This window comes from Enterobacter sp. 148H3 (assembly GCF_034107425.1).
GTDB classification, from domain to species: Bacteria; Pseudomonadota; Gammaproteobacteria; order Enterobacterales; family Enterobacteriaceae; genus Enterobacter; species Enterobacter vonholyi.
Genome location: NZ_JAWNEI010000022.1, coordinates 12,508 through 38,914 on the forward strand (window position 1 = coordinate 12,508; position 26,407 = coordinate 38,914).

25 protein-coding genes, 1 tRNA gene and 1 pseudogene are annotated in these 26,407 nt (G+C 55.5%); 13 read left to right on the top strand and 14 right to left on the bottom strand.

Annotated features, from left to right (window positions below):
* Positions 1-11: 11 nt before the first annotated feature.
* From ridA to USH94_RS21055, 4 genes are all read right to left on the bottom strand, one after another.
* Positions 12-398 (bottom strand): 2-iminobutanoate/2-iminopropanoate deaminase, encoded by a 387-nt coding sequence (gene ridA, locus USH94_RS21040; protein WP_111965351.1) that lies wholly within the window; start codon positions 396-398, stop codon positions 12-14.
* Between the two features lie 73 nt (positions 399-471).
* Entirely contained in the window at positions 472-933 is a 462-nt protein-coding gene (pyrI, locus tag USH94_RS21045) for an aspartate carbamoyltransferase regulatory subunit (RefSeq protein ID WP_023310197.1), read from the bottom strand.
* Between the two features lie 12 nt (positions 934-945).
* Positions 946-1,878, bottom strand: coding sequence for an aspartate carbamoyltransferase (gene pyrB, locus USH94_RS21050; protein ID WP_023310198.1), 933 nt, complete (start codon positions 1,876-1,878; stop codon positions 946-948).
* Positions 1,879-1,912: 34 nt separating this feature from the next.
* Complete coding sequence (locus USH94_RS21055; protein WP_022646880.1) at positions 1,913-2,017, bottom strand: pyrBI operon leader peptide; 105 nt, start codon at positions 2,015-2,017, stop codon at positions 1,913-1,915.
* Between USH94_RS21055 and USH94_RS21060 the strand changes: the two are divergent.
* Positions 1,997-2,114 (top strand): annotated as a pseudogene (locus USH94_RS21060) (hypothetical protein). The gene USH94_RS21055 and the pseudogene USH94_RS21060 sit on opposite strands and share 21 nt — an antisense overlap.
* 3 nt (positions 2,115-2,117) lie before the next feature.
* Here the strand turns inward: USH94_RS21060 and USH94_RS21065 are convergent.
* The 5 genes from USH94_RS21065 to arcA form a co-directional block, all read right to left on the bottom strand.
* On the bottom strand, positions 2,118-2,597 hold the full coding sequence (locus tag USH94_RS21065; RefSeq protein WP_111965418.1) for an arginine repressor: 480 nt from the start codon (positions 2,595-2,597) through the stop codon (positions 2,118-2,120).
* Positions 2,598-2,677: 80 nt separating this feature from the next.
* Positions 2,678-4,081 carry a YfcC family protein gene (locus USH94_RS21070; RefSeq protein WP_111965350.1) on the bottom strand — a complete coding sequence of 468 codons (1,404 nt, stop codon included), beginning with the start codon at positions 4,079-4,081 and terminating at the stop codon, positions 2,678-2,680.
* 46 nt (positions 4,082-4,127) lie between these two features.
* Positions 4,128-5,132, bottom strand: a complete 1,005-nt coding sequence (gene argF, locus USH94_RS21075; protein WP_008501386.1) for an ornithine carbamoyltransferase — start codon at positions 5,130-5,132, stop codon at positions 4,128-4,130.
* 26 nt (positions 5,133-5,158) lie between these two features.
* Positions 5,159-6,070, bottom strand: a complete 912-nt coding sequence (gene arcC / locus USH94_RS21080; RefSeq protein WP_111965349.1) for a carbamate kinase — start codon at positions 6,068-6,070, stop codon at positions 5,159-5,161.
* A gap of 10 nt (positions 6,071-6,080) precedes the next feature.
* A complete protein-coding gene (arcA, locus tag USH94_RS21085; protein WP_042717403.1) occupies positions 6,081-7,301 on the bottom strand; it encodes an arginine deiminase in 1,221 nt (406 codons plus the stop codon).
* Positions 7,302-7,976: 675 nt separating this feature from the next.
* Between arcA and USH94_RS21090 the strand changes: the two genes are divergently transcribed.
* The 5 genes from USH94_RS21090 (at position 7,977) to USH94_RS21110 (ending at position 14,745) form a co-directional block, all read left to right on the top strand.
* Positions 7,977-8,429: a YhcH/YjgK/YiaL family protein gene (locus USH94_RS21090; RefSeq protein ID WP_111965417.1), complete on the top strand. Its 453-nt coding sequence runs from the start codon at positions 7,977-7,979 to the stop codon at positions 8,427-8,429.
* A 194-nt stretch (positions 8,430-8,623) separates the two neighbouring features.
* Complete coding sequence (yagE, locus tag USH94_RS21095) at positions 8,624-9,532, top strand: 2-keto-3-deoxygluconate aldolase (protein WP_111965348.1); 909 nt, start codon at positions 8,624-8,626, stop codon at positions 9,530-9,532.
* A 14-nt stretch (positions 9,533-9,546) separates the two neighbouring features.
* On the top strand, positions 9,547-11,514 hold the full coding sequence (yagF, locus tag USH94_RS21100; RefSeq protein WP_111965347.1) for a xylonate dehydratase YagF: 1,968 nt from the start codon (positions 9,547-9,549) through the stop codon (positions 11,512-11,514).
* A gap of 226 nt (positions 11,515-11,740) precedes the next feature.
* Positions 11,741-13,123 (top strand): MFS transporter, encoded by a 1,383-nt coding sequence (locus USH94_RS21105; protein WP_111965346.1) that lies wholly within the window; start codon positions 11,741-11,743, stop codon positions 13,121-13,123.
* Positions 13,124-13,134: 11 nt separating this feature from the next.
* Complete coding sequence (locus USH94_RS21110) at positions 13,135-14,745, top strand: glycoside hydrolase family 43 protein (RefSeq protein ID WP_111965345.1); 1,611 nt, start codon at positions 13,135-13,137, stop codon at positions 14,743-14,745.
* A 4-nt stretch (positions 14,746-14,749) separates the two neighbouring features.
* Here the strand turns inward: USH94_RS21110 and xynR are convergent, their stop codons facing one another.
* From xynR to argL, 5 genes are all read right to left on the bottom strand, one after another.
* The gene (xynR, locus tag USH94_RS21115; protein ID WP_111965344.1) at positions 14,750-15,508 is read right to left on the bottom strand and encodes a DNA-binding transcriptional repressor XynR; all 759 of its coding nucleotides are present in this window, start codon (positions 15,506-15,508) and stop codon (positions 14,750-14,752) included.
* Between the two features lie 150 nt (positions 15,509-15,658).
* Positions 15,659-16,213, bottom strand: a complete 555-nt coding sequence (locus USH94_RS21120) for a DUF3828 domain-containing protein (protein ID WP_249577025.1) — start codon at positions 16,211-16,213, stop codon at positions 15,659-15,661.
* Positions 16,095-16,457, bottom strand: coding sequence for a CHAP domain-containing protein (locus USH94_RS21125; protein WP_111965342.1), 363 nt, complete (start codon positions 16,455-16,457; stop codon positions 16,095-16,097). The genes USH94_RS21120 and USH94_RS21125 overlap by 119 nt, the downstream gene beginning before the upstream one ends.
* 277 nt (positions 16,458-16,734) lie before the next feature.
* Positions 16,735-17,739 (bottom strand): ornithine carbamoyltransferase, encoded by a 1,005-nt coding sequence (gene argF, locus USH94_RS21130; RefSeq protein ID WP_111965341.1) that lies wholly within the window; start codon positions 17,737-17,739, stop codon positions 16,735-16,737.
* Complete coding sequence (gene argL / locus USH94_RS21135) at positions 17,709-17,804, bottom strand: putative translational regulatory protein ArgL (RefSeq protein ID WP_213328991.1); 96 nt, start codon at positions 17,802-17,804, stop codon at positions 17,709-17,711. The genes argF (USH94_RS21130) and argL overlap by 31 nt, the downstream gene beginning before the upstream one ends.
* Positions 17,805-17,903: 99 nt before the next feature.
* On the opposite strand from argL, the gene rraB reads away from it, so the two are divergent.
* From rraB to USH94_RS21170, 7 genes are all read left to right on the top strand, one after another.
* Positions 17,904-18,320, top strand: a complete 417-nt coding sequence (gene rraB / locus USH94_RS21140) for a ribonuclease E inhibitor RraB (RefSeq protein ID WP_111965340.1) — start codon at positions 17,904-17,906, stop codon at positions 18,318-18,320.
* Positions 18,321-18,366: 46 nt separating this feature from the next.
* Positions 18,367-19,125 carry a tRNA isopentenyl-2-thiomethyl-A-37 hydroxylase MiaE gene (gene miaE, locus USH94_RS21145; protein WP_111965339.1) on the top strand — a complete coding sequence of 253 codons (759 nt, stop codon included), beginning with the start codon at positions 18,367-18,369 and terminating at the stop codon, positions 19,123-19,125.
* A gap of 30 nt (positions 19,126-19,155) precedes the next feature.
* A complete protein-coding gene (locus USH94_RS21150; protein WP_111965338.1) occupies positions 19,156-19,878 on the top strand; it encodes a topoisomerase II in 723 nt (240 codons plus the stop codon).
* 106 nt (positions 19,879-19,984) lie between these two features.
* A tRNA-Leu gene (locus tag USH94_RS21155) sits at positions 19,985-20,069 on the top strand.
* A 186-nt stretch (positions 20,070-20,255) separates the two neighbouring features.
* Positions 20,256-21,521, top strand: coding sequence for a tyrosine-type recombinase/integrase (locus tag USH94_RS21160; RefSeq protein WP_111965337.1), 1,266 nt, complete (start codon positions 20,256-20,258; stop codon positions 21,519-21,521).
* A 329-nt stretch (positions 21,522-21,850) separates the two neighbouring features.
* On the top strand, positions 21,851-24,247 hold the full coding sequence (locus tag USH94_RS21165; protein WP_111965336.1) for an AAA family ATPase: 2,397 nt from the start codon (positions 21,851-21,853) through the stop codon (positions 24,245-24,247).
* 2 nt (positions 24,248-24,249) lie between these two features.
* Positions 24,250-26,118 (top strand): UvrD-helicase domain-containing protein, encoded by a 1,869-nt coding sequence (locus USH94_RS21170; protein ID WP_111965335.1) that lies wholly within the window; start codon positions 24,250-24,252, stop codon positions 26,116-26,118.
* Positions 26,119-26,407 lie beyond the last annotated feature (289 nt).

Below are 26,407 nucleotides of genomic sequence, written 5' to 3' on the forward strand. Positions count from 1 at the left end.
GCCAAAGCGAATTAGCGACGTACGGCGATCGCTTCGATTTCAATTTTCACGTCTTTTGGCAGACGGGCCACTTCCACGCAGGAGCGCGCCGGGAAGGTGGCGTTGTGCTCGGTGAAGAACGCTTCGTAGGTGGCGTTAACGGTCGCGAAATCGTTCAGATCTTTCACGAAAACGGTAGTTTTCACGATATCACCTACTTTCAGACCGGCAGATTCAACGATAGCCTGCACGTTTTCCAGCGACTGACGCGCCTGTGCCGCGACATCTTCCGGCACCGCGCCGGTTTTTGGGTTCACCGGGATCTGCCCGGAAGTGATGATCATGTTACCCAGATCAACGCCCTGAACGTAAGGGCCGATAGCCGCTGGTGCATTTTCCGTCGCGAGTACTTTGCTCATGTTTTCTCCAGAATTACAGCGTTAAGAATGTTCCCGGCCATTATAACAGCCGGGATTTCATTACCAACCTCAATTAGTTGGCCAGCACCACATAATGAGAAAACTCTTTTTCGCAGTATTTGCATTTGAGTGCGATGTCATCGGCGCGTTTTTTCACTGCAAAGCTGGAGGAAACCGGCTCAGCGTGACTGATGCAGTTGCTGTTCGGGCAGACCAGCACGCTTTCAATGCGATCCGGCAGGCTCGGGCGGGATTTACCGACCACTTCATACTCGTCGATGCGGTTGACGGTGGCGTCCGGTGCGTACAGCGACAGCTGGTTGACCTGCTCGTCGGTCAGGAAGGTATTCTCGATTTTAATCAGGTCTTTGCGGCCCATCTCGCCCGACGGTAGGTTCAGGCCGATGGTGATGCGCTGGTCGGTTTCCGTCAGTTTGAACAGCGTCAGCAGCTTAAAGCCCACCTGCGCAGGGATGTGGTCAATCACGGTGCCGCGCTTGATGGCTTCAACCTGGAGTTTGTTATCGTGTGTCATGGTCGTTTCCCCTTACAGTGCCAATTCGCGATTCAGAACCAGTGCCAGTAACGCCTGGCGGGCGAAGATGCCGTTCCCGGCCTGCTGGAAGTACCAGGCGTGCGGCGTTTTATCCACGTCTGTGGTGATCTCATCGATGCGCGGCAGCGGATGCAGGACCTTCATGTTGTCGCGCGCGCCCTCGAGGTCGCTGGCGCGCAGCACGAACTGCGCCTTCACGTTGGCGTATTCGGACGGGTCCAGACGCTCTTTCTGCACGCGGGTCATGTAGAGAATATCCACGTGGCTCATCACCTCTTCGATGCTGGCATGCAGGCTCCACTGAATGCCTTTCTCGTCCAGCATGTCGAGAATGTACTGCGGCATCGCCAGCGCGTCCGGGGCGATGAAGAAGAAGCGGTTGCCGTTAAATTTCGCCAGCGCCTGGGTCAGGGAGTGAACGGTGCGGCCGTATTTCAGGTCGCCAACCATGGCGATGTTCAGGTTCTCAAGTTTGCCCTGCGTCTCCTGAATGGTGAACAGGTCCAGCAGCGTCTGCGTTGGGTGCTGGTTGGCACCGTCACCGGCGTTCAGCACCGGAATGCCGCCGGAGAACTCGGTCGCGAGGCGCGCCGCGCCCTCCTGTGGATGACGCATCACAATTGCGTCGACGTAGGTGCTAATCACTGAAATGGTATCCGCCAGGGTCTCGCCTTTTTTACCCAGCGACGTGTTGCTGCTGTCCGAGAAGCCCACCACGCTCGCGCCCAGGCGGTGCATGGAGGTCTCAAAGGAGAGGCGGGTGCGGGTTGAGGCTTCAAAGAAGCAGCTCGCAATCACCTTGTGCTTCAGCAGCTCCGGTTGCGGATTGGCCTTCAGTTTTGCCGCGGTTTCCAGAACCAGTTCCAGCTCTTCACGGCTGAGGTCGTTTATGGAAATGATGTGTTTTTGATAAAGCGGATTCATGTTTATCTCCTGACGCCGGGCAAAAAAAAGCCCCTCAAATGAGGGGCTCTGGGAATAGGTTTAGCAACGGGAAGAAAAACGGCAGGCCAGCGTCTGATTTCAGACGCGGTAAGACGTTATGTCGTACACGCTTGACCATGCTTCCTCCCGGCAAATTGTCGGGCATTATACGCAGCTCGCTTTTCGGATCAAGCGATTTAATGCACGCTTTACTCAATGCAAACGGTTCTTTGTGAATATTAATGCGTTCTGAGTAAATAATTAATTTGCTTATGCACCAGCGCGGTGCGCTTCACGAGCCGGGGAGCGACCCAGACGATACTGCTGCCGGCCACCACGCCTAAAATTTCCGGAAGCTGGTGATAATCCAGAATACGCGCCACCGCGCGGCCATATCCGGCGACGGTATGAACAAGGATAAACTCGCTATTATGCTCGACGCTGACCACCATTTCGGACACGGTACGCGCGGCGTCGGGGGCAGGGCGCAGCTGGGGATTCAGCGAATAAATCTTTAGCCCTTTGGCATTTCGAATTTTTATGACACCGAGCAATTTAAGCAGACGTGAAACGGTGGACTGGCTGATGGTCTCAAAACCACGCTCCTGTAAATCCCGGCGGATCTCCTCCTGAGAGAGGTAACTCTTTTCTGCGATCAGGCGCTGGCACACCGTCAGCTGTAGTTGCTCTTTGGGAGAGTACTCTTCGTAATCCATCATAGTTCCCATATCAGTTCCCGAAATAACCGGTGGCACCGCACCGATCCGTAGGCCGGATAAGCGCAGCGCCATCCGGCAAATTACAACAACGCCCCCAGACTTAACGCCACCATAATCACCACCGTCAGGATCGCCAGCAGCGGCGCCACCCATTTCAGATAGCGCACGTAAGGCACCCGGGCGATAGCCAGCCCGCCCATCACGACGGCAGAAGTGGGCGTGACGAGGTTAACGATGCCGGAGGCCGACTGGTAAGCCGTCACCACCAGGTCGCGGTTGACGTTAGCGAAATCGGCAAGGGGCGCCATGATCGGCATCGTCAGAACGGCCAAGCCGGATGAAGATGGCACAAGAAACGACAGCACGACCTCCAGCCAGTACATCACGTTGATAAACGCTACCGTGGACAACCCGCTGACCAGCCCTTCCGCGCTGTGCAAAATGGTGTGGGTAATCATGCCCTTATCCATGATGACTACGATACCGCGCGCGATGCCGATAATCAGCGCGACGCCCAGCAAATCTCGCGCGCCGTTGATAAACGTCGACGTCAGTTCCTCTTCGCTCATGCGGGCAATCAGGCCGACAATAATCGCGCTGGCGAGAAACACCGCGGAGATCTCCGCCATCCACCAGCCCAGCACCGCCACGCCGTAGATCATCACCGCGAAGGCGAGGGCAAAAATCACCAGGATGATTTTGCGCACCGGGGTGAATTCCAGCGACTGTTCGCCCTTGTTGCCAAGGAAATGGGCGCGGTTCTCTTCCAGTTTATCCGCGACGATCGACAGCGACGGATCCTGGCGGACTTTGCGGGCATAGCGCATCACCCACGCCACGCAGATGATCCAGCCGATGACCAGCAGCGCCACGCGCAGGGCGATGCCGTTGGTAAAGGGGATCCCGGCGGCGTTGGCGGCGATGACCGTGGCAAACGGGTTGATGGTGGAGCCGAGCGTGCCGATCCCCGCCCCGAGCAGCACGGTGGAGGCGGCGACAACCGGATCGAACCGGGCGGCCAGCATCACCGGCACCAGCAGGGTGTAGAAAGGCAGTGACTCTTCGGCCATGCCGTAAATCGTGCCGCCCGCGGCAAACAGCGCCATCAGGATCGGGATCATCCACTCCTCCCGCCCGCGTAACCGGGTGGTGACGCGCTCGATCCCGGCGTCAATCGCCCCGGTTTTGGTGACGATCCCGAGAAATCCCCCGATGATCAGAATAAACAGCGCCACGTCGATCGCCCCGGCCTGGCCGGAGACCGGATCGTACAGCCCGGCGATGGGCGCCATCAGGACGGAAACCAGCCCCTGCGGATGTGCCGCCACGTGCGCGTAGGTGCCGGCAATCGGGACTTCTTTACCGAGGGTTTCGTTCATCGCCATCTGGTACTGACCGGCGGGGACGACCCAGCTCAGCGCCGCCACAACGGCAATCAGGAAAAAGAGAATGGTGTAAGCGGAGGGAAACTTGAACTTGCCCATGATGTTCTCCTTAAACCCGGCGCACCCGCGGCGCGCCGGGCGGTGATTAGTCGCCGAGTGTCGCCACCATGACCGCTTTGATGGTGTGCATGCGGTTCTCTGCTTCGTCGAAGACGATGGAATTCGGCGATTCGAAGACCTCTTCCGTCACTTCAAGCCCCTTCAGGCCGTACGCCATCTCGATCTCGCGGCCCACTTTGGTGTGTTCGTTGTGGAACGCCGGCAGGCAGTGCATGAATTTGACGTTCGGGTTGCCGGTGGCCTTCATCACCTGGGCGTTAATTTGATATGGCTTCATCAGGCTGACGCGCTCGGCCCAGGCTTCCTTCGGCTCGCCCATGGAGACCCACACGTCGGTGTAGAGGAAATCGGTCCCCTGCACGCCTTCTTCCACGTCGTCGGTGAGGGTGATGCGCGCGCCCGTCTCTTTCGCGATGGCGCGGCACTGCTCAACCAGCCCCGCTTCCGGCCAGAAGGATTTCGGCGCGACGAGGCGGATATCCATCCCCATCTTGGCCGCGCCTACCATCAGGGAATTGCCCATGTTGTTGCGCGCGTCGCCGAGATAGGCAAAGCTCAGCTCCGGCAGGGTTTTGCCCGGGGAGTGCTCCAGCATGGTCATCAGGTCGGCGAGAATTTGCGTTGGGTGGAACTCGTCGGTCAGGCCGTTCCACACCGGCACGCCCGCGTACTCGCCCAGCTCTTCGACGATGGCCTGACCATAGCCGCGGTATTCGATGCCGTCGTACATGCGGCCCAGCACGCGGGCGGTGTCTTTCATCGACTCTTTATGGCCAATCTGCGATCCGCTTGGGCCGAGATAGGTCACCTGCGCGCCCTGATCGAACGCGCCCACTTCAAAGGCGCAGCGGGTGCGGGTGGAGGTTTTTTCAAAGATCAGGGCGATGTTTTTCCCGACCAGGGTTTGCTTCTCGCGCCCGGCTTTTTTGGCGGCCTTGAGCTCGATGGCGAGGTCGATCAGGTACTGGATCTCCGCCGGGGTATAGTCCAGCAGTTTCAGGAAGTTGCGGTTTTTCAGGTTGATGGTCATGGCTAAATCCTTTTTAAAATGAGTGTTCAGTTACGAATCAACGTGCCTTTCTCGCCTGCCAGGATCTCCGCGCCGTCGGCCAGCGCGCCGATCCCGGCAATGCCGTTACAGGCTTCAACGAACTCGCGGCAGGCGGCCACTTTTGGCCCCATCGATCCTGCGTCGAACTGCATGCCTCTGAGCAGCGCCGGCGTCACCTGCGCCAGCGGGCGCTGGGTCGGTTTGCCCCAGTCGAGGTACACCGCGTCGGCGTCGGTGAGGATCAGCAGGGCATCGGCTTCGATCTGGCGCGCCAGCAGGGCGGCGGAGAGGTCTTTGTCGATCACTGCCTCAATGCCGCGATAGCCGTTGGCGTTCTCCACCACCGGCACGCCGCCGCCGCCGTTGCAGATCACCAGGTGGTCACGCTGGATCAGCGCCGTGATGGCGTCGCTCTCGACGATCCGCTTCGGCTGCGGAGAGGGCACCACGCGGCGGACGTAGCTGCCGTCGGCCCTGAACACCCAGCCTTTTTCCGCGGCCAGCGCTTTTGCCTGGGCTTCGCTGTAGACCGGGCCGATGTATTTGGTCGGGTTGCTGAAGGCCGTGTCGGCGGCGTCCACTTCTACCTGGGTGAGCAGAACGCTCACCTCGCGCTGCGGCAGATTGTTTTTCAGCGCCTGCTGGAGCATGTAGCCGATCATTCCCTGGCTTTCGGCGCCGAGAACGTCCAGCGGGTAGGGCGTGACTTTGTCGTAGGCGCTGTTCTGCAGCGCCAGAAGCCCGACCTGCGGCCCGTTGCCGTGCACCAGCACCACGCGCCACTGCGCCGTCAGCCCGGCGATGGTGCGGGCGGCCTGCTCGATGTTCTGGCGCTGGATCTCCGCTTCCAGCGGCTCGCCGCGCTTGAGCAGCGCGTTGCCGCCCAGGGCCACAACCAGAGTGGGTTTTCGTTCCATGATGGCTCCTTTAAATTCCGTCGCGTTCCAGCGGGCAGCTCATGCAGCGCGCGCCGCCGCGGCCGCGTCCGAGTTCGTCGCCCGGTATGGGCAGCACGGTGATACCCGCTTTGTCGTATTTCTCGTTGGTCCAGACGTTGCGCTCGTAGCCGATCACCACGCCGGGGCGGATGGTCAGGACGTTGTTGGCGTCGTTCCACTGCTCGCGTTCCGCTTCAAAAGCGTCGCCGCCGGTGGTGATCAGGCGCACCTGGCTAATGCCGAGCGCTTTCTCGATGGCGTGGAGCAGGTCGGTTTCTTGGGTGCGCAGCAGGCCGCCGCGTCCGTCCGGGGTGAGCGTCCAGCACTGGGCGTCCTTGCGCACCACTTCCGGGTAGACGGAGAAGGTGTCCACGTCGATGTGGGTCATGACGGTGTCGAGGTGCATGCAGGAGCGGTGTTTTGGCAGCTCAACGGCGATCACGCGCTCGGCCTGGCGGTGTTTGAACAGGCTGTTGGCGAGGAACTCCACGCCCTGCGGGGTGGTGCGTTCAGACATGCCGATCAGGACCGCGCCGCGGCCAATGACTAATACGTCGCCGCCTTCTAAAGTGGCGTGGTCGTAATTAATATTCTCGTCGCCGAAATACTTAATAAAATCGCCGTCGGCGAACGCCGGGTGCCAGCGATATATTGCCCGCAGGTTATTGGTTTCACGCTGACGGGCCGGTTTGGCCATTGGGTTAATAGAGACGCCGTTATAGATCCAGCAGGAGGTATCGCGGGTAAATAAATGGTTCGGCAGCGGCTTCATAATAAAATCATTCGCCGTGTGGGTATCCACCACCATATTTTTAATGGCTGCCGGAATTTCACCGTAGGTTAATCCGCCGCTCAGCCTGCGCGCCAGTTCGCGGTGCGGCATATCCGCCAGCCAGCCGCGGACATCGCCGGCAAAGGTGGGGCCGAGGCGGTAGTCGGAGATTTGCGTATCCAGCAGCCAAGCCTTCGCCTCTGCAATATCAAGGGTTTGTGTCAGAAGGTCGGTCAACAGCAGGACTTCCACACCCTGCTCGCGCAGCGTGTTTGCGAAAATGTCATGCTCTTCACCCGCACGCTCAACCGAGAGCACGTCATCGAAAAGCAGCTCCTGGCAATTCGATGGCGTTAAGCGTTTCAGACTTAAATTTGGGCGGTGCAGCATAACGCTACGCAATTGACCAATTTCAGAACCGACGTAATGCTTTTCCATAATTATTCCTTTAACTGTTTTTCAGAATAAAAAGGGCATGCGCCATGTGATGAATTTAATTTCATGGCGGCTAAGCTCAATTGATTTCGTGATTCATACTAGGCAGTTAAATAATCTGTATTGTGATATTGCTCACGTGAAAATGGATATTAAGGGGTTTGTTTTCATTTGCATGATTCGCATCAGATAATGATTAATTTCATATTATTGAAGGGTGAATAGCTAAGCATGATCCGGTGGCATTATTTGAGGTTGTTATTATTTTGTAGACTTTAATATTTTGACATGTATTGTTATGTTGCTGATTTTAAACAATAAGTTTCATGGGAAAGAATGGCTATGCAATTAACGTAATTAACTATTTTTGACTTAAGAAAAATCACTAAATAATTATGGTTTTTTAGAGCAAATTATCAAAACAGTAAAGTGTGAGGCGGCAACGGGTTTTGTTAATTAAAGAGCATGATCAAGAGGTTAGAACAGCCGCGCGATAAGCGCCGATCGAGGTTATGCATAACCCCTGCATAATTGCCTGGGCAGGATTAACAGCAAATTAACACCATTCCCGATAAACATGCGCTCGCGCAAACCTCGTCCAAAAAGGGCTGGTATGGCAGCCGGGATTCTCGTATAAAAGGTAAAAATGAAACGTTGTTTTATATCGAGGGTTTTCTGATGATTATCGGCAACATCCACCATCTGCAGTCCTGGCTGCCTGACGATCTGCGCCAGGCGATTGAGCACGTTAAAGCCCACGTCACCGACGCGACGCCGCTCGGCAAGCACGACGTCAACGGCAAAAGCCTGTTTTATCTGGTCTCTGAAGATACAACCCAGCCGTTCGCCGAACGTCGCGCCGAGTACCACGCGCGCTATCTGGATATTCAGATCGTGATGAAGGGTCAGGAGGGGATGACCTTCAGCACCCTGCCGCCCGGCGCGCCTGATACCAACTGGCTGGCGGACAAAGACATCGCGTTCCTGCCGGAAGGCGAGCAGGAGAAAACCGTGGTGCTGAGCGAAGGGGATTTTGTGGTGTTCTGGCCGGGTGAGGTGCACAAGCCGCTGTGCGCGGTGGGCGCGCCGGCGAAGGTGCGAAAAGTTGTGGTGAAGATGCTTGTAGAGTAAGAACCCCCTCACCCCGAACCTCTCTCTACAGGGGAGAGGTTCGGGGTGAGGGGCAATATGTGATCCAGCTTAAATTTCCCGCACTCCCTCTTCATCTCTCATTTACCTGCGCTTTTCCTGCGTCATAGTATGATCGTTAATTTAATGAACGCCGTTCTATAATGTAGAACAAAATGATTCAGCAAGGAGATCTCATGCCGCAGTCCGCGTTGTTTACGGGAATCATTCCCCCTGTCTCCACCATTTTTTCCGCCGATGGCCAGCTCGATAAGCAGGGCACCGCCGCGCTGATCGACGATCTGATCGCGGCAGGCGTTGACGGCCTGTTCTTCCTGGGCAGCGGCGGCGAGTTCTCCCAGCTCAGCGCCGAAGAGCGTAAAACCATTGCCCAATTTGCTATCGATCGCGTCGATCGTCGCGTACCGGTGCTGATCGGCACCGGCGGCACCAACGCCCGGGAAACCATTGAGCTCAGCCAGCACGCGCAGCAGGCGGGGGCGGACGGCATCGTGGTGATCAACCCCTACTACTGGAAAGTGTCGGAAGCGAACCTGATCCGCTATTTCGAGCAGGTGGCCGACAGCGTCACGCTGCCGGTAATGCTCTATAACTTCCCGGCGCTGACCGGTCAGGATCTGACCCCGGCGCTGGTGAAAACCCTCGCCGACTCGCGCAGCAACATTATCGGCATCAAAGACACCATCGACTCCATCGCCCATCTGCGCAGCATGATCCATACCGTCAAAGCCGCTCACCCGCACTTCACCGTGCTCTGCGGCTACGACGATCATCTGTTCAATACCCTGCTGCTCGGCGGCGACGGGGCGATTTCGGCGAGCGTCAACTTTGCCCCGCAGGTGTCGGTGAATCTTCTGAAAGCCTGGCGGGATAAAGACGTGGCGAAAGCGGCTGAGTATCATCAGACCCTGCTGCAAATCCCGCAGATGTATCAGCTGGATACGCCGTTTGTGAACGTCATTAAAGAGGCAATTGTGCTCTGCGGTCGCCCTGTCTCCACGCACGTGCTGCCGCCCGCCTCGCCGCTGGACGCGCCGCGCAAGGCGCAGCTGAAAACCCTGCTGCAACAGCTCAAGCTCTGCTGAGCCGGACGATAACCATGACCATCGAGAAAATTTTCACCCCACAGGACGATGCGTTTTATGCGGTGATCACCCATGCCGCGGGGCCGCAGGGCGCGCTGCCGCTGACCCCGCAGATGCTGATGGAATCCCCCAGCGGCAACCTGTTCGGCATGACGCAGAACGCCGGGATGGGCTGGGACGCCAATAAGCTGACCGGCAAAGAGGTGCTGATTATCGGCACCCAGGGCGGCATTCGCGCCGGGGACGGACGCCCGGTTGCGCTGGGCTACCACACCGGGCACTGGGAAATCGGTATGCAGATGCAGGCAGCGGCGAAGGAGATCGCCCGCAACGGCGGGATCCCGTTTGCAGCTTTCGTCAGCGATCCGTGCGACGGGCGCTCTCAGGGCACGCACGGCATGTTCGACTCCCTGCCGTACCGCAACGACGCGGCGATCGTGTTTCGCCGTCTGATCCGCTCTCTGCCCACGCGGCGGGCGGTGATCGGCGTCGCCACCTGTGATAAAGGGCTGCCCGCCACCATGATTGCCCTGGCCTCGATGCACGACCTGCCGACCATTCTGGTGCCGGGCGGGGCGACGCTGCCGCCGACCGTGGGGGAAGATGCGGGCAAGGTGCAGACCATCGGCGCGCGCTTTGCCAACCACGAACTCTCCCTGCAGGAGGCCGCCGAGCTGGGCTGTCGCGCCTGCGCCTCGCCGGGCGGTGGGTGTCAGTTCCTCGGCACGGCGGGTACCTCGCAGGTGGTCGCGGAAGCGCTGGGGCTGGCGCTGCCGCACTCCGCGCTGGCTCCGTCCGGGCAGGCGGTGTGGCTGGAGATCGCCCGCCAGTCGGCGCGGGCGGTCAGCGAGCTGGATAACCGCGGCATCACCACGCGCGATATCCTTACCGACAAAGCCATCGAAAACGCGATGGTGATCCACGCGGCGTTCGGCGGCTCCACCAATTTACTGCTGCACATTCCGGCCATCGCCCACGCGGCGGGCTGCACGATCCCGGATGTTGAACACTGGACGCGCGTTAACCGCAGGGTGCCGCGCCTGGTCAGCGTGCTGCCCAACGGCCCGGACTATCACCCGACCGTGCGCGCCTTCCTGGCGGGCGGCGTGCCGGAGGTGATGCTCCATCTGCGCGATCTCGGCCTGCTGCATCTGGACGCCATGACCGTGACCGGCCAGACGGTGGGCGAAAACCTCGACTGGTGGCAGGCGTCCGAACGCCGGGCGCGCTTCCGCCAGTGCCTGCGCGAGCAGGACGGAGTGGATCCGGATGACGTGATCCTGCCGCCGGAGAAGGCAAAAGCGAAAGGGCTGACCTCAACGGTTTGCTTCCCGACGGGCAACATCGCGCCGGAAGGTTCGGTGATCAAGGCCACGGCGATCGATCCGTCGGTCGTCGGTGAAGATGGCGTTTACCGCCACACCGGCCGGGCGCGGGTGTTTGTCTCGGAAGCGCAGGCAATCAAGGCCATCAAGCGGGAAGAGATCAAGCAGGGCGATATCATGGTAGTGATCGGCGGCGGGCCGTCCGGCACCGGCATGGAAGAGACCTACCAGCTTACCTCCGCGCTGAAGCATATCTCGTGGGGCAAGACGGTATCGTTAATCACCGATGCGCGCTTCTCGGGCGTGTCGACAGGCGCCTGCTTCGGCCACGTGTCGCCGGAGGCGCTGGCGGGCGGGCCGATTGGCAAGCTGCGCGATAATGACATTATCGAGATAGCCGTCGACCGACTGACATTAACGGGCAGCGTGAATTTTATCGGCACCGCGGACAACCCGCTGACGCCGGAGGAGGGCGCGCGCGAGCTGGCAATGCGGCAGACGCACCCGGACCTGCACGCCCACGACTTTTTGCCGGACGACACCCGGCTGTGGGCAGCATTACAGTCGGTCAGCGGGGGCACCTGGAAAGGCTGTATTTATGACACCGATAAAATTATCGAGGTAATTAACGCCGGTAAAAAAGTGCTCGGTATTTAATTATTTTTCACGCTATTGTCGTCTGCGGAATATATTCCGTGGACGACTTTTGCTTGTCTTTATTTTATCAATCTAAACAATAAGTTGAGATATATCGTTGGCGTCACAAAAGCAAAATAACGTAATTCAGAAATAAGATATGACCATTGCTGGTTAATTGAACAGCTCATTACACTCCATTAACACGATGTTGTAATTCAGCACACTACATAAGGGTGTAATTCTGATGACGCAATTAACCATGAAAGACAAAATTGGCTACGGGCTGGGTGACACCGCCTGCGGCTTCGTCTGGCAGGCCACGATGTTCCTGCTGGCCTACTTCTACACCGACGTCTTCGGCCTGTCGGCGGGCATTATGGGGACGCTGTTTTTAATCTCCCGCGTGCTCGACGCCGTGACCGACCCGCTGATGGGGCTACTGGTCGACCGCACCCGCACGCGGCACGGCCAGTTCCGCCCGTTCCTGCTGTGGGGCGCCATCCCGTTTGGCATCGTATGCGTGCTGACCTTCTACACGCCGGACTTCTCCGCGCAGGGCAAAATCATCTACGCCTGCGTGACCTACATTCTTCTGACCCTGGTCTACACCTTCGTTAACGTGCCGTACTGTGCCATGCCGGGCGTCATTACAGCTGACCCTAAAGAGCGTCACGCTCTGCAGTCCTGGCGCTTCTTCCTTGCCGCCGCTGGTTCGCTCGCCATCAGCGGCATCGCCCTGCCGCTGGTGAGCATCATCGGCAAAGGGAACGAGCAGGTGGGCTATTTCGGCGCCATGTGCGTGCTGGGCCTGATCGGCGTGGTGCTGCTCTACGTCTGCTTCTTTACCACCAAAGAGCGCTACACCTTTGACGTGCAGCCGGGCTCGTCGGTATCCAAAGATCTCAAGCTGCTGCTCGGCAATAGCCAGTGGCGCATCATGTGCGCGTTCAAGATGATGGCCACCTGTTCCAACGTGGTGCGCGGCGGGGCGACGCTCTACTTCGTCAAATACGTGATGGATCACCCGGAGATGGCGACCCAGTTCTTACTCTACGGAAGCCTCGCCACCATGTTTGGCTCGCTCTGTTCGTCCCGTCTGCTGGGACGCTTCGACCGCGTCACTGCCTTCAAGTGGATCATCGTCGCCTACTCGCTCATCAGCCTGCTGATTTTCGTCACCCCGGCGGAGCATATCGCCCTGATTTTTGCCCTCAACATCCTGTTCCTGTTCGTCTTTAACACCACCACGCCGCTGCAGTGGCTGATGGCCTCTGACGTGGTGGATTACGAGGAGAGCCGCAGCGGTCGCCGCCTCGACGGGCTGGTGTTCTCCACCTACCTGTTCAGCCTGAAGATTGGCCTGGCGATTGGCGGGGCGGTGGTGGGCTGGATCCTGGCGTACGTCAACTATTCCGCCAGCAGCAGCGTGCAGCCGGTCGAGGTCCTTACCACCATCAAAATTCTGTTCTGCGTGGTGCCGGTGGTGCTCTACGCGGGCATGTTCATCATGCTGTCGTTCTACAAGCTCACCGACGCCCGCGTGGAGGCCATCAGCCAGCAGCTGATCAAGCACCGCGCGGCGCAGGGCGATGCCGTTCCCGACGCTGCGACAGCCGCATCCCATTAACCGGAGGCAATATGCAAATCACTAACCCTATTCTGACCGGCTTCAACCCGGACCCGTCCCTGTGCCGCCAGGGCGAGGACTACTACATCGCCACCTCCACCTTCGAGTGGTTCCCGGGCGTGCGCATCTACCACTCCCGCGACCTGAAAAACTGGTCGCTGGTCAGCACCCCGCTGGACCGCGTGTCGATGCTGGACATGAAGGGCAACCCGGACTCCGGCGGCATCTGGGCGCCGTGCCTGAGCTACGCCGACGGCAGGTTCTGGCTGCTCTACACCGACGTGAAGATTGTCGACTCGCCGTGGAAAAACGGCCGCAACTTCCTGGTTACCGCGCCCTCCATTGAGGGGCCATGGAGCGAGCCGATCCCGATGGGCAACGGCGGGTTTGACCCGTCCCTGTTCCATGACGACGATGGCCGCAAATATTACCTCTACCGCCCGTGGGGGCCGCGCCACCACAGCAACCCGCACAACACCATCGTGATGCAGGAGTTTGATCCGCAGACCGGCACGCTCTCGCCCGAGCGTAAAACCCTGTTTACCGGCACGCCGCTCTGCTACACCGAAGGGGCGCACCTGTATCGCCACGCGGGATGGTACTACCTGATGGTGGCCGAAGGCGGAACCAGCTACGAGCACGCCGTCGTGGTGCTGCGTTCCAAAAACATCGACGGGCCGTACGAGCTGCACCCGGACGTGACGATGATGACCAGCTGGCACCTGCCGGAGAACCCGCTGCAGAAGAGTGGCCACGGCTCGCTGCTGCAGACCCACACCGGAGAGTGGTATATGGCCTACCTCACCAGCCGCCCGCTGCGCCTGCCCGGCGTGCCGCTGCTGGCCTCCGGCGGACGCGGCTACTGCCCGCTGGGGCGCGAGACCGGCATCACCCGCATTGAATGGCGCGACGGCTGGCCGTACGTGGAAGGCGGCAAGCACGCGCAGCTGACCGTGAAAGGCCCGCAGGTGGCCGAGCAGCCTGGCGCCGCTCAGGGTAGCTGGCGAGAGGACTTCGACGGCAGCACGCTTGACCCTGAATTGCAGACCCTGCGCATTCCGTTCGACGACACCCTCGGTTCGCTCACCGCGCGCCCGGGCTACTTACGGCTCTACGGCAACGACTCGCTCAACTCGACCTTCACCCAGTCGACCGTGGCGCGCCGCTGGCAGCACTTCACCTTCCGGGCCGAGACGCGGATGCAGTTCTCGCCGGTTCACTTCCAGCAGAGCGCGGGGCTGACCTGCTACTACAACAGCAAAAACTGGAGCTACTGCTTTGTGGACTACGAGGAGGGGCAGGGCAGAACGATTAAGGTGATCCAGCTCGACCACAACGTGCCGTCGTGGCCGCTGCACGAGCAGCCGATTTCGGTGCCGGAACATGCGGAGAGCGTCTGGCTGCGGGTGGACGTGGGTACGCTGGTTTACCGCTACAGCTACTCGTTCGACGGCGAGACGTGGCACACCGTGCCGGTAACGTATGAGGCGTGGAAACTATCAGACGACTACATCGGCGGGCGCGGCTTCTTCACCGGCGCGTTTGTCGGGCTGCACTGCGAGGACATCAGCGGCGACGGCTGCCACGCGGACTTCGACTACTTTACCTACGAGCCGGCATAACGGCTCAGGTCGGGTAGCCCAGCGCGCGTGACAGCTCGAGCCCGGCCTGCTGAAGCTGCTCGCGGAAGCGGGCCAGCTCGGCGTCGTCCACGCGGGAGGTCAGCGTCGACAGGCTCAGGGCGGCGATGACGCGGGATTCGTGGTTCCACACCGGCACCGCCACGCAGCGCACGCCCTGCTCGTTCTCTTCGCGGTCCAGGGCGTAGCCCTGCTCGCGGGTCTGCGCCAGGGCGGCCATTAATGCTTCGCGAGAAGCGAGGGTAGCGGGAGTAAAGGTGGTGTACTGATAGCCCTCCAGCAGGGCGTTCAGCTCGGTCTCGCCCAGCCAGGCAATCAACACCTTGCCGATGGCGGTGGCGTGAACCGGCAGGCGGCGGCCAATGCGCGAATAGGCGATGGCGGCCAGCTTGCCTTCAATCTTCTCGATATAGACTCCTTCACGCCCGTCCAGAATCCCAAGATGGGTGGTCTGCCCGGTACGTTGGGACAGCTCCGTCAGCCAGCCTTTCGCCTTCTGACGAATATCGATGGAGCCCACGACAAAATGACCGCGCTCGACCAGCTTCATGCCGAGGCGATACTTGCCATTCTCCGGGTTCTGATCGATATAGCCGTGGAGCTGCAGGGTTTTCAGCAGCGAGTGGAGGGTACTCTTGCTCAGCCCCATCAGTTTGCTGATGTCGGTGATCTTAAGCTCGGTGGCCTGCTCGTTGAACAGGTCGAGGATCTGCAAAGCACGTTCAACAGACTGAATAATCGGCATAATGCTGGTATGTCCACGCTGGAATTAAGGCGAAAACGTACCTTTTTCAGGGTGAAAAATCAATTGAGTAGAGCGGGTTGTGGGAGAAAGGGCATCAGGCCGCAGCGCCACCCGGCAACAAAGGCGGCTACATTATTGTTAGCGGGGACATCAATTATTATCCCGAGCTGCGACAGACTGGATTTTCCAGACCCCATCTTCTTTAACCATGCAATCAATGACTGTGTGCTGGGTCTTTTTGCCAAACGTGATATTCACGTTTACACAGACCGGGTCTGAATCATACGAATCAATAGCCACATTCTCAGCCCAGTCCTCGCCGATATATTGCGATTTCATAAAAAAATCAGCCTCGTAAAATTCAGCGTCGGCATAACGGGGATCGGCTGCATGACGTAATTTTTTCATGGTGCTGGCCGTAACGAACTTATCGATTTCATTTCCCTGTTGAATAGGATAGCGATCGTTGTTCACCTGTTTGACGTACCAGCGATTGAATTCAAGGGCGCGCTGCATCGGTATCTGAAAATCTTCGGCCCCCAATGCTGCTGTGCTGAATAATACAATTAAGATGAGCTTATTCATATTAATAATGCCTGTATAAGGTGACGGCTGGCTGGAGTTGGCGATACGTTGGCCCCGGGTACATTGTTCTCTGTTTAAAATCTGAATACCAGGTTCCAGCGCCATCGTAAATACAGACATGCCCGTACTGATTCGGGCCGGGCAAGGCATCAATCACCGCGATGTCCCCCTCTATAGGAGTGCCATAGACTTTTCTGAACCCTGCTTTTTCAAGAGAACGCCAGAAATCCTTAGCGTTTGCCCCTTCGATTTTAAGCCCTCCGGCTCGAATGGCTGCGGCGATTGCGCGAGCGCAATAGTGTCCAGTATGGGTTAGTGCGTGGCTACGGGCGTATGACACAGCTTCATGCTTATTCCATGAAATAAATAATCCTTATTAACGAAATGCAGCAATAAGGAAATATTACGCCGATAATATACGGTGTTTTGTAATTGATAATGACCTGATATTAACCATTATCTACTCAGTAAATAATGGTTAATAAAAACATAAATTCTTATTATGGTTAATGCCTATCTGAGAAAGCGTCAGTAAAATGTATATTTCTGTCAGACGATAACGCTGTTGTCGTTTTTAGGGTTTTCTCCCTCTCCCTGTGGGAGAGGGCCGGGGTGAGGGCATCAGGCCGCAGAGGAGTCAATTACTCCCCAAGCGTTGCCACCATCACCGCCTTAATCGTATGCATCCGGTTTTCCGCCTGGTCAAACACGATGCTCGCTGCCGACTCAAACACCTCGTCCGTCACCTCCATCCCGCCGTGCAGATCGAACTCCTTCGCCATCTGCTTGCCGAGCGTGGTCTGGTCGTCATGGAACGCCGGCAGACAGTGCAGGAACTTCACGTTCGGGTTGCCGGTCAGCGCCATCATCTGCGCGTTCACCTGATACCCGCGCAGCAGCGCAATCCGCTCCGCCCACTTCTCTTTGGCTTCGCCCATCGACACCCACACGTCGGTATAGATAAAGTCCGCGCCCTTCACGCCCGTCGCCACGTCTTCCGTCAGGGTGATCTTCCCGCCGTGTTTTTCCGCCAGCGCACTGCACTCCGCCACCAGGCTCTCTTCCGGCCAGCAGGCTTTCGGGGCTACCAGGCGCAGATCCAGCCCGGTCAGCGCCGCCGCCTCCAGCATCGAGTTGCCCATGTTGTTGCGCGCGTCGCCCGCGTAGACCAGCGTCATCTCGTTAAACGCCTTGCCCGGCAGGTGCTCCTGCATGGTCAGCAGGTCAGCCAGCAGCTGCGTCGGGTGGAACTCGTTGGTCAGCCCGTTCCACACCGGCACGCCCGCATACTGCGCCAGCGTTTCGACCACTTCCTGGCCGTGACCGCGATACTGAATGCCGTCGTACATCCGCCCGAGTACGCGCGCGGTGTCCTTTATTGACTCTTTATGCCCAATCTGGCTGCCGCTTGGCCCTAAATAGGTGACGCGCGCGCCCTGGTCAAATGCGGCAACTTCGAAAGAGCAACGTGTACGGGTCGAGTCTTTTTCGAAGATGAGCGCGATATTTTTACCGGTAAGCTTTTGTACTTCCTTGCCCTTTTTTTTATCGGCTTTGAGCTGTGCGGCAAGGGTCAGCAGAGAAGTGAACTGTGCAGGGGTAAAGTCGAGCAGTTTCAGAAAGTGTTTCTTGTATAAATCGGACATTTTATCCTCGCATGGCGAACGCCACTTATTGAATTAAAATTCACTTTATATGTGTAATTATTCATTTGCAACCCCGTTTCACAATTCTTTCTTTCAAAGGTGGAGGCAAACCCGTCCGTGTGTGAAAATAGAAGTATCTGCCGCACTTTAAAGAGGATTGAGCCATGGCAAACCCGGAACACCTGGAAGAGCAACGCGAAGAGACGCGTCTGATTATTGAAGAGCTGCTGGAAGACGGTAGCGATCCGGACGCGCTGTACACCATCGAGCACCATTTCTCTGCGGATGATTTCGACGCGCTGGAAAAAATGGCCGTAGAAGCCTTCAAGCTTGGTTACGAAGTGACCGAGCCGGAAGAGCTGGAAGTGGAAGAGGGCGACACCGTCATCTGCTGCGACATCCTGAGCGAAGGCGCGCTGAAGGCGGAGCTGATCGACGCGCAGGTAGAACAGCTGATGAACCTGGCCGAGAAGTTTGACGTGGAATACGACGGCTGGGGAACCTACTTTGAAGATCCTAACGGTGAAGACGGCGACGACGAAGATTACGTCGACGAAGACGACGACGGCGTGCGTCACTAAGTGATTCAGGCGGTGGCGCACGCCACCGCTTTTTCAAGGCAGAACCATGGATTACCCGCAGATACTCGCCCCCGTACTCAACTTCCTCCAGTGCCCGACTCCTCAAGCATGGATTGATAAAGCCCGCGACCCGGCGAACCTGCCGCTGCTGCTCACCGACCACATGGTGTGTGAGCTCAAGGCCGCCCAGACCGCGCTGCTGCTGGTGCGTAAATACGTCGCCGACGAAAGCGGTGCAGACGCGCTGCTCGACTGGCTCAAACCCTACGAACAGTTCACCTTCCGCGACGGCCCGGAGCCGGACTTCATCGCCCTGCACAGGCAGATTGGCAAAAGCGTGATGCCCAAAACCGACGACCCGTGGGGCCAGCGGCTTATCGACAGCATGGTGCTGCTGATTAAAGAGGAGCTGCACCACTTCTGGCAGGTGCGCGAGGCGATGCTGGCGCGCGATATTCCCTACGTCAAAATTACCGCCAGCCGCTACGCCAAAGGGATGCTGAAGGAAGTGCGTACCCACGAACCGCTGACGCTGATCGACAAGCTCATCTGCGGCGCGTACATCGAAGCCCGCTCCTGCGAACGCTTCGCCGCGCTGGCTCCGTTCCTCGACGACGACCTGCAGAAGTTTTATCTCTCGCTGCTGCGCTCGGAAGCGCGCCACTATCAGGACTACCTGATGCTGGCACAGCAGGTGAGCGACGACGATATCTCACCGCGCATACAGCTTTTTGGCGAAATTGAAGCCACACTTATCTCGACACCGGACCACGAGTTTCGCTTCCACAGCGGCGTGCCGGTGTAAACCGGCACAACTCAAGGATAAGGATGCGAGATGAATAAAACGTGGGCCCGTATTGTGATTGTCGTCGTCGCGGCCGCCGCCGTGGCGTTCTGGGTATTTTTCGATAAGCAGCGTGCTCCGGAACGGCAGATGGATAACGCCCTCAACGCGATGCCCGCCTGGCAGGTTATTAAGGAGCAGGAGCCCGCGCTGCACCAGCGCATCCTCGACCAGATGGCTGCCCTGCAAAAAGCGGGCGAGCCGGAGCAGCAGATTATCGACACCATCCAGCCGCAGATCCTGCATCTGCAGATGTCGCGCCTGCAAAACGCCCCGGACGCCAACGTGGTGAACTACATGACCATCAATATGGAGCAGACCGCCGCCATCCAGAAGGTGAGCGACGACGCCTGCTTCCGCTTCCTCTACCCGATGGTGAAGGGCGGCATCAACCCGATGCGTATGCTGGATAAAGACCTGATGGCTCGGCGCATGCAGGCCGATGCTGACATGATGCGCGCGGCCTACGGCAAAAACCGCCACACCGTGACCCCGGCCGAACGCGAGGCGGCCGTCGAGGATGTGCGACCGATTATGAAGCAACTTGCCGATAAGTACGGCGAGGACATCCAGCTACTGCAGATGCCGGAGAAGGCGGCGGGCAAAGAGAAGCTCTCCTGCGATATGGTGCAGGAGATGTGGGCGAAGGTGCTGGCGCTGCCGGAGCAGAAGGCCGCGAGGGTGATTCGGCTGGCGGTGTCCGAGCTGGAGTGAAAAAGGGCGCTGGTTTTTTGGGCACTTAGCGAGGGTTTAGCGCGTCGTCGCTTGCATGGCGGCGCGCGACAGGTATAATCCACAACGTTTCCGCATCCCCTTCAGTGCCGAAGTGGCGAAATCGGTAGACGCAGTTGATTCAAAATCAACCGTAGAAATACGTGCCGGTTCGAGTCCGGCCTTCGGCACCATCGGAACATCAATAGACGTCAACGGACGTCTTTTTTTGTGCCTGAAATCCAGTATTTACCCATCATTCCCGCTATATTAACTCTCTCAAGGTCAACCGACTTCAACGTACATCTACCAACAGATGTTGGTATAGATGATGGTATTTCCGGTTCGATAATGCTTGTACCAACAGGGAGGGGATAAGCATGGCTCTAACAGATATCAAAGTCAGAACAGCCAAGTCAACGGATAAGCAATACAAGCTGACTGATGGCAGTGGTATGCATCTTCTTGTCCACCCTAATGGTTCTAAGTACTGGCGTTTGCAGTACCGTTTTGACGGCAAGCAAAAGATGCTGGCACTTGGGGTTTATCCTGAAATCACACTGGCGGATGCCAGAACTCGCCGTGATGAAGCTCGTAAACTGCTAGCAAATGGCGTCGATCCGGGAGACAAAAAGAAAAATGATAAGGTCGAGCAGAGTAAAGCACGTACCTTTAGAGAGGTGGCGATTGAGTGGCATGGCACCAATAAAAAGTGGTCTGAAGATCACGCCCATCGAGTGCTAAAAAGCCTGGAAGATAATCTCTTCGCAGCGATTGGTGAACGTAATATTACCGAGTTAAAAACTCGCGATTTATTAGCACCAATTAAGACCGTAGAGATGTCTGGACGTCTTGAGGTTGCAGCCCGTCTCCAACAGCGTGCCACAGCTATCATGCGTTACGCAGTGCAAAGCGGACTAATTGATTATAACCCCGCGCAGGAGATGGCAGGGGCGGTTGCTTCTGGTAATAGGCAACATCGTCCAGCACTGCAATTAAAGCGCATTCCAGAGTTACTACAGAAAATCGATGGCTATACTGGCAGACCTCTCACCCGTTGGGCAACGGAGCTCACTCTGCTTATCTTTATTCGTTCCAGTGAGCTGCGTTTTGCTCGCTGGGCGGAGATCGATTTTGAAGCATCAATGTGGACGATCCCGCCAGAACGAGAGCCTATCCCTGGTGTGAAACATTCTCACCGAGGCTCAAAAATGCGCACGGCGCATCTAGTGCCGCTTTCAAAGCAGGCGCTGGCGATCCTGAGACAGATAAAACAGTTTTGCGGGCAACACGAGCTGATTTTTATTGGTGATCATGATCCACGTAAACCCATGAGTGAGAACACGGTTAACAGTGCGCTGCGGGTAATGGGGTATGACACTAAAGTCGAAGTCTGTGGTCATGGCTTTCGTACAATGGCCTGTAGTTCATTGATTGAGTCAGGTCTATGGTCCAAGGATGCGGTCGAACGTCAGATGAGCCATATGGAACGTAATTCAGTGCGCGCGGCATATATTCATAAGGCGGAATTTATCGATGAACGTAAACTGATGCTGCAATGGTGGGCTGATTTTCTGGATGCTAACCGGGAGAATGGGATTACGCCGTTTGACTATGCAAAGATCAATCGCGGTAGGGGCAATTGATGCGCTGGCGGTAAACCAGTTGTAGATTTATGTTCGCTATTAACCCAAGCCGTATGGCCCGAAATGCGTCAGTTTGGCAGGGCTTACCTGCTTGCCAGAGAGCTGAAGGGCCGGGGGGTAAACATTGTCTTGACGCCAAGAATACTGATCTGGATAAAACTATGCTAGGAAGAACGGATAATCCGCTAGACAGCAACATTTAAAATAAATACAACATTAAAGTAATCGCTGCTGTTGTTCTCTGCGCAGCCCTAAAATCATCACCTTATCAAATAGGCCGATCATGACATTTAGGATGCATCTCGGCATTACTTAGGAAAGGAAGCCAGATGAAAATTGAATATATTGATATCCAGAACTACAGAAAGCTTAAAACTTGCAGAATTCGTCTTACTGAGGAAGAAACACTGCTCGTTGGGGCAAATAACAGCGGCAAGACGTCAGCAATGGATGCGCTTATTTTCTTTCTGGATCAACGAGGAAGAACGGCTGCGAGCATCGCATCGGGTAAATCTCCGTCTTCACGAAAATTAGGCGCAGCCGATTTCACCCTATCAAATTGGCATCAGCTTAATCAATTTGGTCAAGCATGGGCGAACGCCGAAGAGGTTGGCGAAAAAATCAGTGACTGGCAGCCCTTATGCCCAACCCTGGATGTCTGGTTAAAAGTCGAGAAAAATGAAGTCCATCGGGTACGGCACCTAATACCGACATTAAAGTGGGATGGCGGACTGTTAGGCATCCGGATGATTTATCAACCCAAAGATCTTGATGCTCTAAAAGCAGACTTTATTGCCCACTTTAAGGCTGCTGAGCAGCTTAAAATCACGGCAGAAAAAAACGCCGAAAAAGCTTTAAGTGGTTCAGCATCTGAGCCCAGTGATTTCAAATTTTCAGTCTGGCCGGGATCATTGCGTGAATACCTTGAAAGAGAGGTATCTAAAGCTTTTGAGATAAAATCTTACATCCTCGATCCCGCAAAACTTATCACGGACCAAGGAAGTAAATTCCTGCCCCAGGTTCTTGTCGAGGGGCAAATTCCACTGGATTTTTATCCTTTCAATGGACTGTTCAAAGTCGATATCATTGATGCTACCCGTGGATTTTCAGATCCCTATGTGGCAACCGGCTCTCTGCATGGTACCTCTAATCTGGCGAGCCAGATTAACCAGTACTACAAGCGGCATTTAAACCCTACCGACCTTCCTTGTGACGAAGATTTGGATGCTCTCGAAGCCATCGCCTATGCTCAACACTCCTTTGATGGAAGACTCAACAAGGTGTTTAACAAGCCCTTGAAAGAGATAGAGACACTGGGGTATCCGGGGTTTAGCGATCCCCATATCAGATTATCGAGCAGGGTTAATCCGATCGATAATCTGGACCACGAAGCGGCCATTCTCTTTGAGATCCAGAAAACCAGCCACGCCGCAGGGGGGCCGCTAATGAGTCTGTCAGAGAAATATAACGGGCTTGGTTACAAAAATCTGATATCCATGGTCTTTACAATGATGAGCTTCAGGGATCAATGGATGCGCGTCGGTAAAGCCGGCCTAAGAAAGCCAGAGGAAGATGTCTTTGTTGAGCCTCTTCACCTCATTCTGATTGAAGAGCCGGAAGCTCACCTGCATGCCCAGGTTCAGCAGGTGTTTATCAAAAAAGCTTATTCGGTGCTACGCAATCATGATGATTTGCGGACATCCAAGAGGTTCTCGAGCCAACTGGTGGTCAGCACACATTCAAGCTACCTTGCACATGAAGTGGGATTCGAAAAGCTAAGGTATTTCAAACGTAAACCCGCTACAGGTCCGCATGACGTGCCGACTGCGGACGTTATTGATCTGTCCTGTACTTTTGGCAGCGGTAAAATCCGCTCGGATGATGTCTTACAAACGGCTCAGTTCGTGGCTCGCTATCTTAAAACCACACACTGCGATCTCTTTTTTGCGAACGGGATAATTCTAGTCGAGGGGGCGGCAGAACGTATCCTGATGCCGCATTTTATTCGTAATAATCCCAACGCTAATACAAGCCTGGACAACAGCTACATCTCGATTCTGGAGGTAGGAGGAGCCCATGCTCACAGGCTGAGGGCATTGATTGACATACTCGGGATTCCTACCCTTGTCATTACTGATACGGATGCTCAAAAACCTCCCCTTAAATTATCGGCAGATGACCAAAAAGGTAGCTCAGGTACTAAACCCAAAGCCATCAGGCCTGAATTTGGCAAGGGATACATTACTGGCAGCCATACCATCAAAATTTGGCTCGACGTTGAGGGGGGGCTGGATACGGTCCTTAGAATGCCGGAGCATGAGAAAATTCGCGGTAAGGTCAGGATTGCATTTCAATACGGTATTCCCATTAAATTCGGAAAAGAGGAGGAAGCCGAAGCTTTTCCGTACACATTTGAAGACGCTATTGCATTGACGAATCCCGAGTTATTCAAAAAAATAGAAAAACCTACCGGAATGATGAAGAAAATGCAGGATGCTCTTAAACTCGATACGCTTGAACAGTGCTGTGAAAAACTCTATTTAGCGCTCAAAGATGACAAAGCCGAGATGGCACTCGATTTACTGTACTGTGCTGACCCCGCTCAACTCGCCGCGCCTAAATATATCCAGGAGGGACTTGACTGGCTTAAAAAAGAGCTGGAAGTGGCGAGTAGAGACCTTACGCCGGAAGTGCCGAAAGTCACCTCTGTTTCGGAGGGGGAATAATCATGGAGACACCATCCGCGAACGAATCTGCAGTAGAACAGCTTTTCAGTTATCTTGATCTGGACAATCCTAGAAGTTTTCTGCTTTTTGCAGGTGCGGGATCTGGAAAAACCCGTACGCTGGTCAGCGTGCTAGAGAAAATGAAACAAAGGTATTCTTCGGAACTGTCTAGATCCGGAAAAAGAATAGGCATAATTACGTTTACAAATGCAGCCTGCGAGGAAGTACAACGACGGTTATTTTTTGATGCCAATTTCATGGTTTCAACCATACACAGTTTTTGCTGGGACTTGATCAACCCATTTACATCAGACATAAAGCTATGGCTTAAAAATGAACTCGAGAAGAGTATTGACCAACTCAACCGCGACATTGAAAAAAGCAGAAAACCTGATGGTATTACGGCGCAAAGGAACAGGCGGAGTTTAGCCAGCAAAACGAAACGGCTGCAACACCTCGATAAAATTCAAAAATTCAGCTATTCCCCTACAAGTAACAGGCATGAAAAAGGCGCGTTAAATCATAGTGAAGTGATAAATGTCACCGCATATCTCCTCCAGAATGAAGCGCTGCTCAGAGAGATTTTATTTAGCAGATTCCCAGTACTTTTGATTGATGAAAGCCAGGACACGAATAAATATCTTATTGAGTCGCTTATCATGACGCAGCAGGAGAATCCCACCAAATTCTGCATTGGGTTGTTCGGCGATATGATGCAGCAGATATTCAGTGGGGGAAAATCTGATTTGGCTTCTTCTTTGCCCCCAGGATGGGAATCACCGGAGTTAAAGATTAACCACCGTTCGCCGGTAAGAATTGTCAACTTGATCAATAATATCAGGCAATATAATGACACACATATTCAGGAACCGGGCCCTGACGCCCAGCCAGGAATCGCACGCTTGTTTGTGGTCGACATGAACACCCACAAGGAAAGAGCCGATATTGAGCGTCAGGTTGCTGAACATATGGCTGAGCAGGCGGCTGATATTGCATGGAATAACAAAAAATCAGTCATGGTACTGACGCTTGAGCACCATATGGCTGCCAGACGCGGTGAATTCGAAAACTTCTTTTTGCCCCTTCTAGAGGTTGAAAGATTGGGTGATGCAGCAATCAATGGGGATAGCCAAGAGATAACATTCCTATCCTCACAACTATGGCCGCTTATTGATGCAATACGCAGTGATGATGATTTTAAAATTGCTACCATCATGCGCAAGTACTCGCCTGTTTTTTCGAGTTCGCGCCTCGAATGTGCGGACGATCCACTAATGCTCTTCAGGGAAGCCCAATGCCAGATAGATAAGATAAAAGCGCTTCTTGGTGAGAACTTGGCTTTTCCCATTCTAGAAGTGTGCAAACTGATTCATGAAGAGGAATTACTGATCCTGCCTGAGGCTTTCCTGCTTCACCTGGAGCAGGTATCGCCTAAGGATGATGAATCCACGGAGGAAGTGGACGTCAATAAAGAGCATGACGCCTGGAGCCGATCTCTGAGTGCATCCACCCGTGAACTGGAAAATTACATTAGCTATATTTCATCCACATCTTCCTACGACACTCATCAGGGAGTGAAAGGACTGCAGTTTCCCCGAGTCATGGCTATTCTGGATGATGAAGAGGCCCGTGGATTCATGTTCAGTTACGATAAGCTACTGGGCGTCACACCGCTCTCTAAAACGGATCAGGAAAACGAAAGTGCAGGGGGGGACTCTTCGCCTAAAAGATCGCGCCGCCTTTTTTATGTTATCTGCAGCAGGGCACAGGCGAGCCTCGCTGTCGTCGCGTACACTAAAGCGCCCGATTTAGTTGAACGGACCGTAATTACGTCAGGTTGGTTCGTAAAGGAAGAAATTATGCATATGTGAACGGGGTCACGTATGGTGAAGGACGATGAGGATGGCCTCAGATGTATTAGCTCAAACTTGACCTGATCGTTTTCACCTGTAGCACACAATTAAATCTGACAGTCTGCTTCGATCTGCGGACATTACTCATAGCATTAGGTATAAACAACGGCGAGCGGATTACACTGTATAGTATCTAAAATTTTTAGTTTAGTCGCTGTTTTGATTTAAGGCTGGTTTTGTTGGGGTTTCATTTAATGAATAAAGACGAAATTGAAAATATATCTAATAGACCTGAGGTGATTTATAA

Excerpts from the sequence above, each read along its gene's own strand:
- ridA (WP_111965351.1), bottom strand. The coding sequence starts at position 398 with ATGAGCAAAGTACTCGCGACGGAAAATGCACCAGCGGCTATCGGCCCT.
- pyrI (WP_023310197.1), bottom strand. The coding sequence starts at position 933 with ATGACACACGATAACAAACTCCAGGTTGAAGCCATCAAGCGCGGCACC.
- pyrB (WP_023310198.1), bottom strand. The coding sequence starts at position 1,878 with ATGAATCCGCTTTATCAAAAACACATCATTTCCATAAACGACCTCAGC.
- USH94_RS21055 (WP_022646880.1), bottom strand. The coding sequence starts at position 2,017 with ATGGTCAAGCGTGTACGACATAACGTCTTACCGCGTCTGAAATCAGAC.
- USH94_RS21065 (WP_111965418.1), bottom strand. The coding sequence starts at position 2,597 with ATGATGGATTACGAAGAGTACTCTCCCAAAGAGCAACTACAGCTGACG.
- USH94_RS21070 (WP_111965350.1), bottom strand. The coding sequence starts at position 4,081 with ATGGGCAAGTTCAAGTTTCCCTCCGCTTACACCATTCTCTTTTTCCTG.
- argF (WP_008501386.1), bottom strand. The coding sequence starts at position 5,132 with ATGACCATCAACCTGAAAAACCGCAACTTCCTGAAACTGCTGGACTAT.
- arcC (WP_111965349.1), bottom strand. The coding sequence starts at position 6,070 with ATGGAACGAAAACCCACTCTGGTTGTGGCCCTGGGCGGCAACGCGCTG.
- arcA (WP_042717403.1), bottom strand. The coding sequence starts at position 7,301 with ATGGAAAAGCATTACGTCGGTTCTGAAATTGGTCAATTGCGTAGCGTT.
- USH94_RS21090 (WP_111965417.1), top strand. The coding sequence starts at position 7,977 with ATGATTATCGGCAACATCCACCATCTGCAGTCCTGGCTGCCTGACGAT.
- yagE (WP_111965348.1), top strand. The coding sequence starts at position 8,624 with ATGCCGCAGTCCGCGTTGTTTACGGGAATCATTCCCCCTGTCTCCACC.
- yagF (WP_111965347.1), top strand. The coding sequence starts at position 9,547 with ATGACCATCGAGAAAATTTTCACCCCACAGGACGATGCGTTTTATGCG.
- USH94_RS21105 (WP_111965346.1), top strand. The coding sequence starts at position 11,741 with ATGACGCAATTAACCATGAAAGACAAAATTGGCTACGGGCTGGGTGAC.
- USH94_RS21110 (WP_111965345.1), top strand. The coding sequence starts at position 13,135 with ATGCAAATCACTAACCCTATTCTGACCGGCTTCAACCCGGACCCGTCC.
- xynR (WP_111965344.1), bottom strand. The coding sequence starts at position 15,508 with ATGCCGATTATTCAGTCTGTTGAACGTGCTTTGCAGATCCTCGACCTG.
- USH94_RS21120 (WP_249577025.1), bottom strand. The coding sequence starts at position 16,213 with ATGTCTGTATTTACGATGGCGCTGGAACCTGGTATTCAGATTTTAAAC.
- argF (WP_111965341.1), bottom strand. The coding sequence starts at position 17,739 with ATGTCCGATTTATACAAGAAACACTTTCTGAAACTGCTCGACTTTACC.
- argL (WP_213328991.1), bottom strand. The coding sequence starts at position 17,804 with ATGAATAATTACACATATAAAGTGAATTTTAATTCAATAAGTGGCGTT.
- rraB (WP_111965340.1), top strand. The coding sequence starts at position 17,904 with ATGGCAAACCCGGAACACCTGGAAGAGCAACGCGAAGAGACGCGTCTG.
- miaE (WP_111965339.1), top strand. The coding sequence starts at position 18,367 with ATGGATTACCCGCAGATACTCGCCCCCGTACTCAACTTCCTCCAGTGC.
- USH94_RS21150 (WP_111965338.1), top strand. The coding sequence starts at position 19,156 with ATGAATAAAACGTGGGCCCGTATTGTGATTGTCGTCGTCGCGGCCGCC.
- USH94_RS21160 (WP_111965337.1), top strand. The coding sequence starts at position 20,256 with ATGGCTCTAACAGATATCAAAGTCAGAACAGCCAAGTCAACGGATAAG.
- USH94_RS21165 (WP_111965336.1), top strand. The coding sequence starts at position 21,851 with ATGAAAATTGAATATATTGATATCCAGAACTACAGAAAGCTTAAAACT.
- USH94_RS21170 (WP_111965335.1), top strand. The coding sequence starts at position 24,250 with ATGGAGACACCATCCGCGAACGAATCTGCAGTAGAACAGCTTTTCAGT.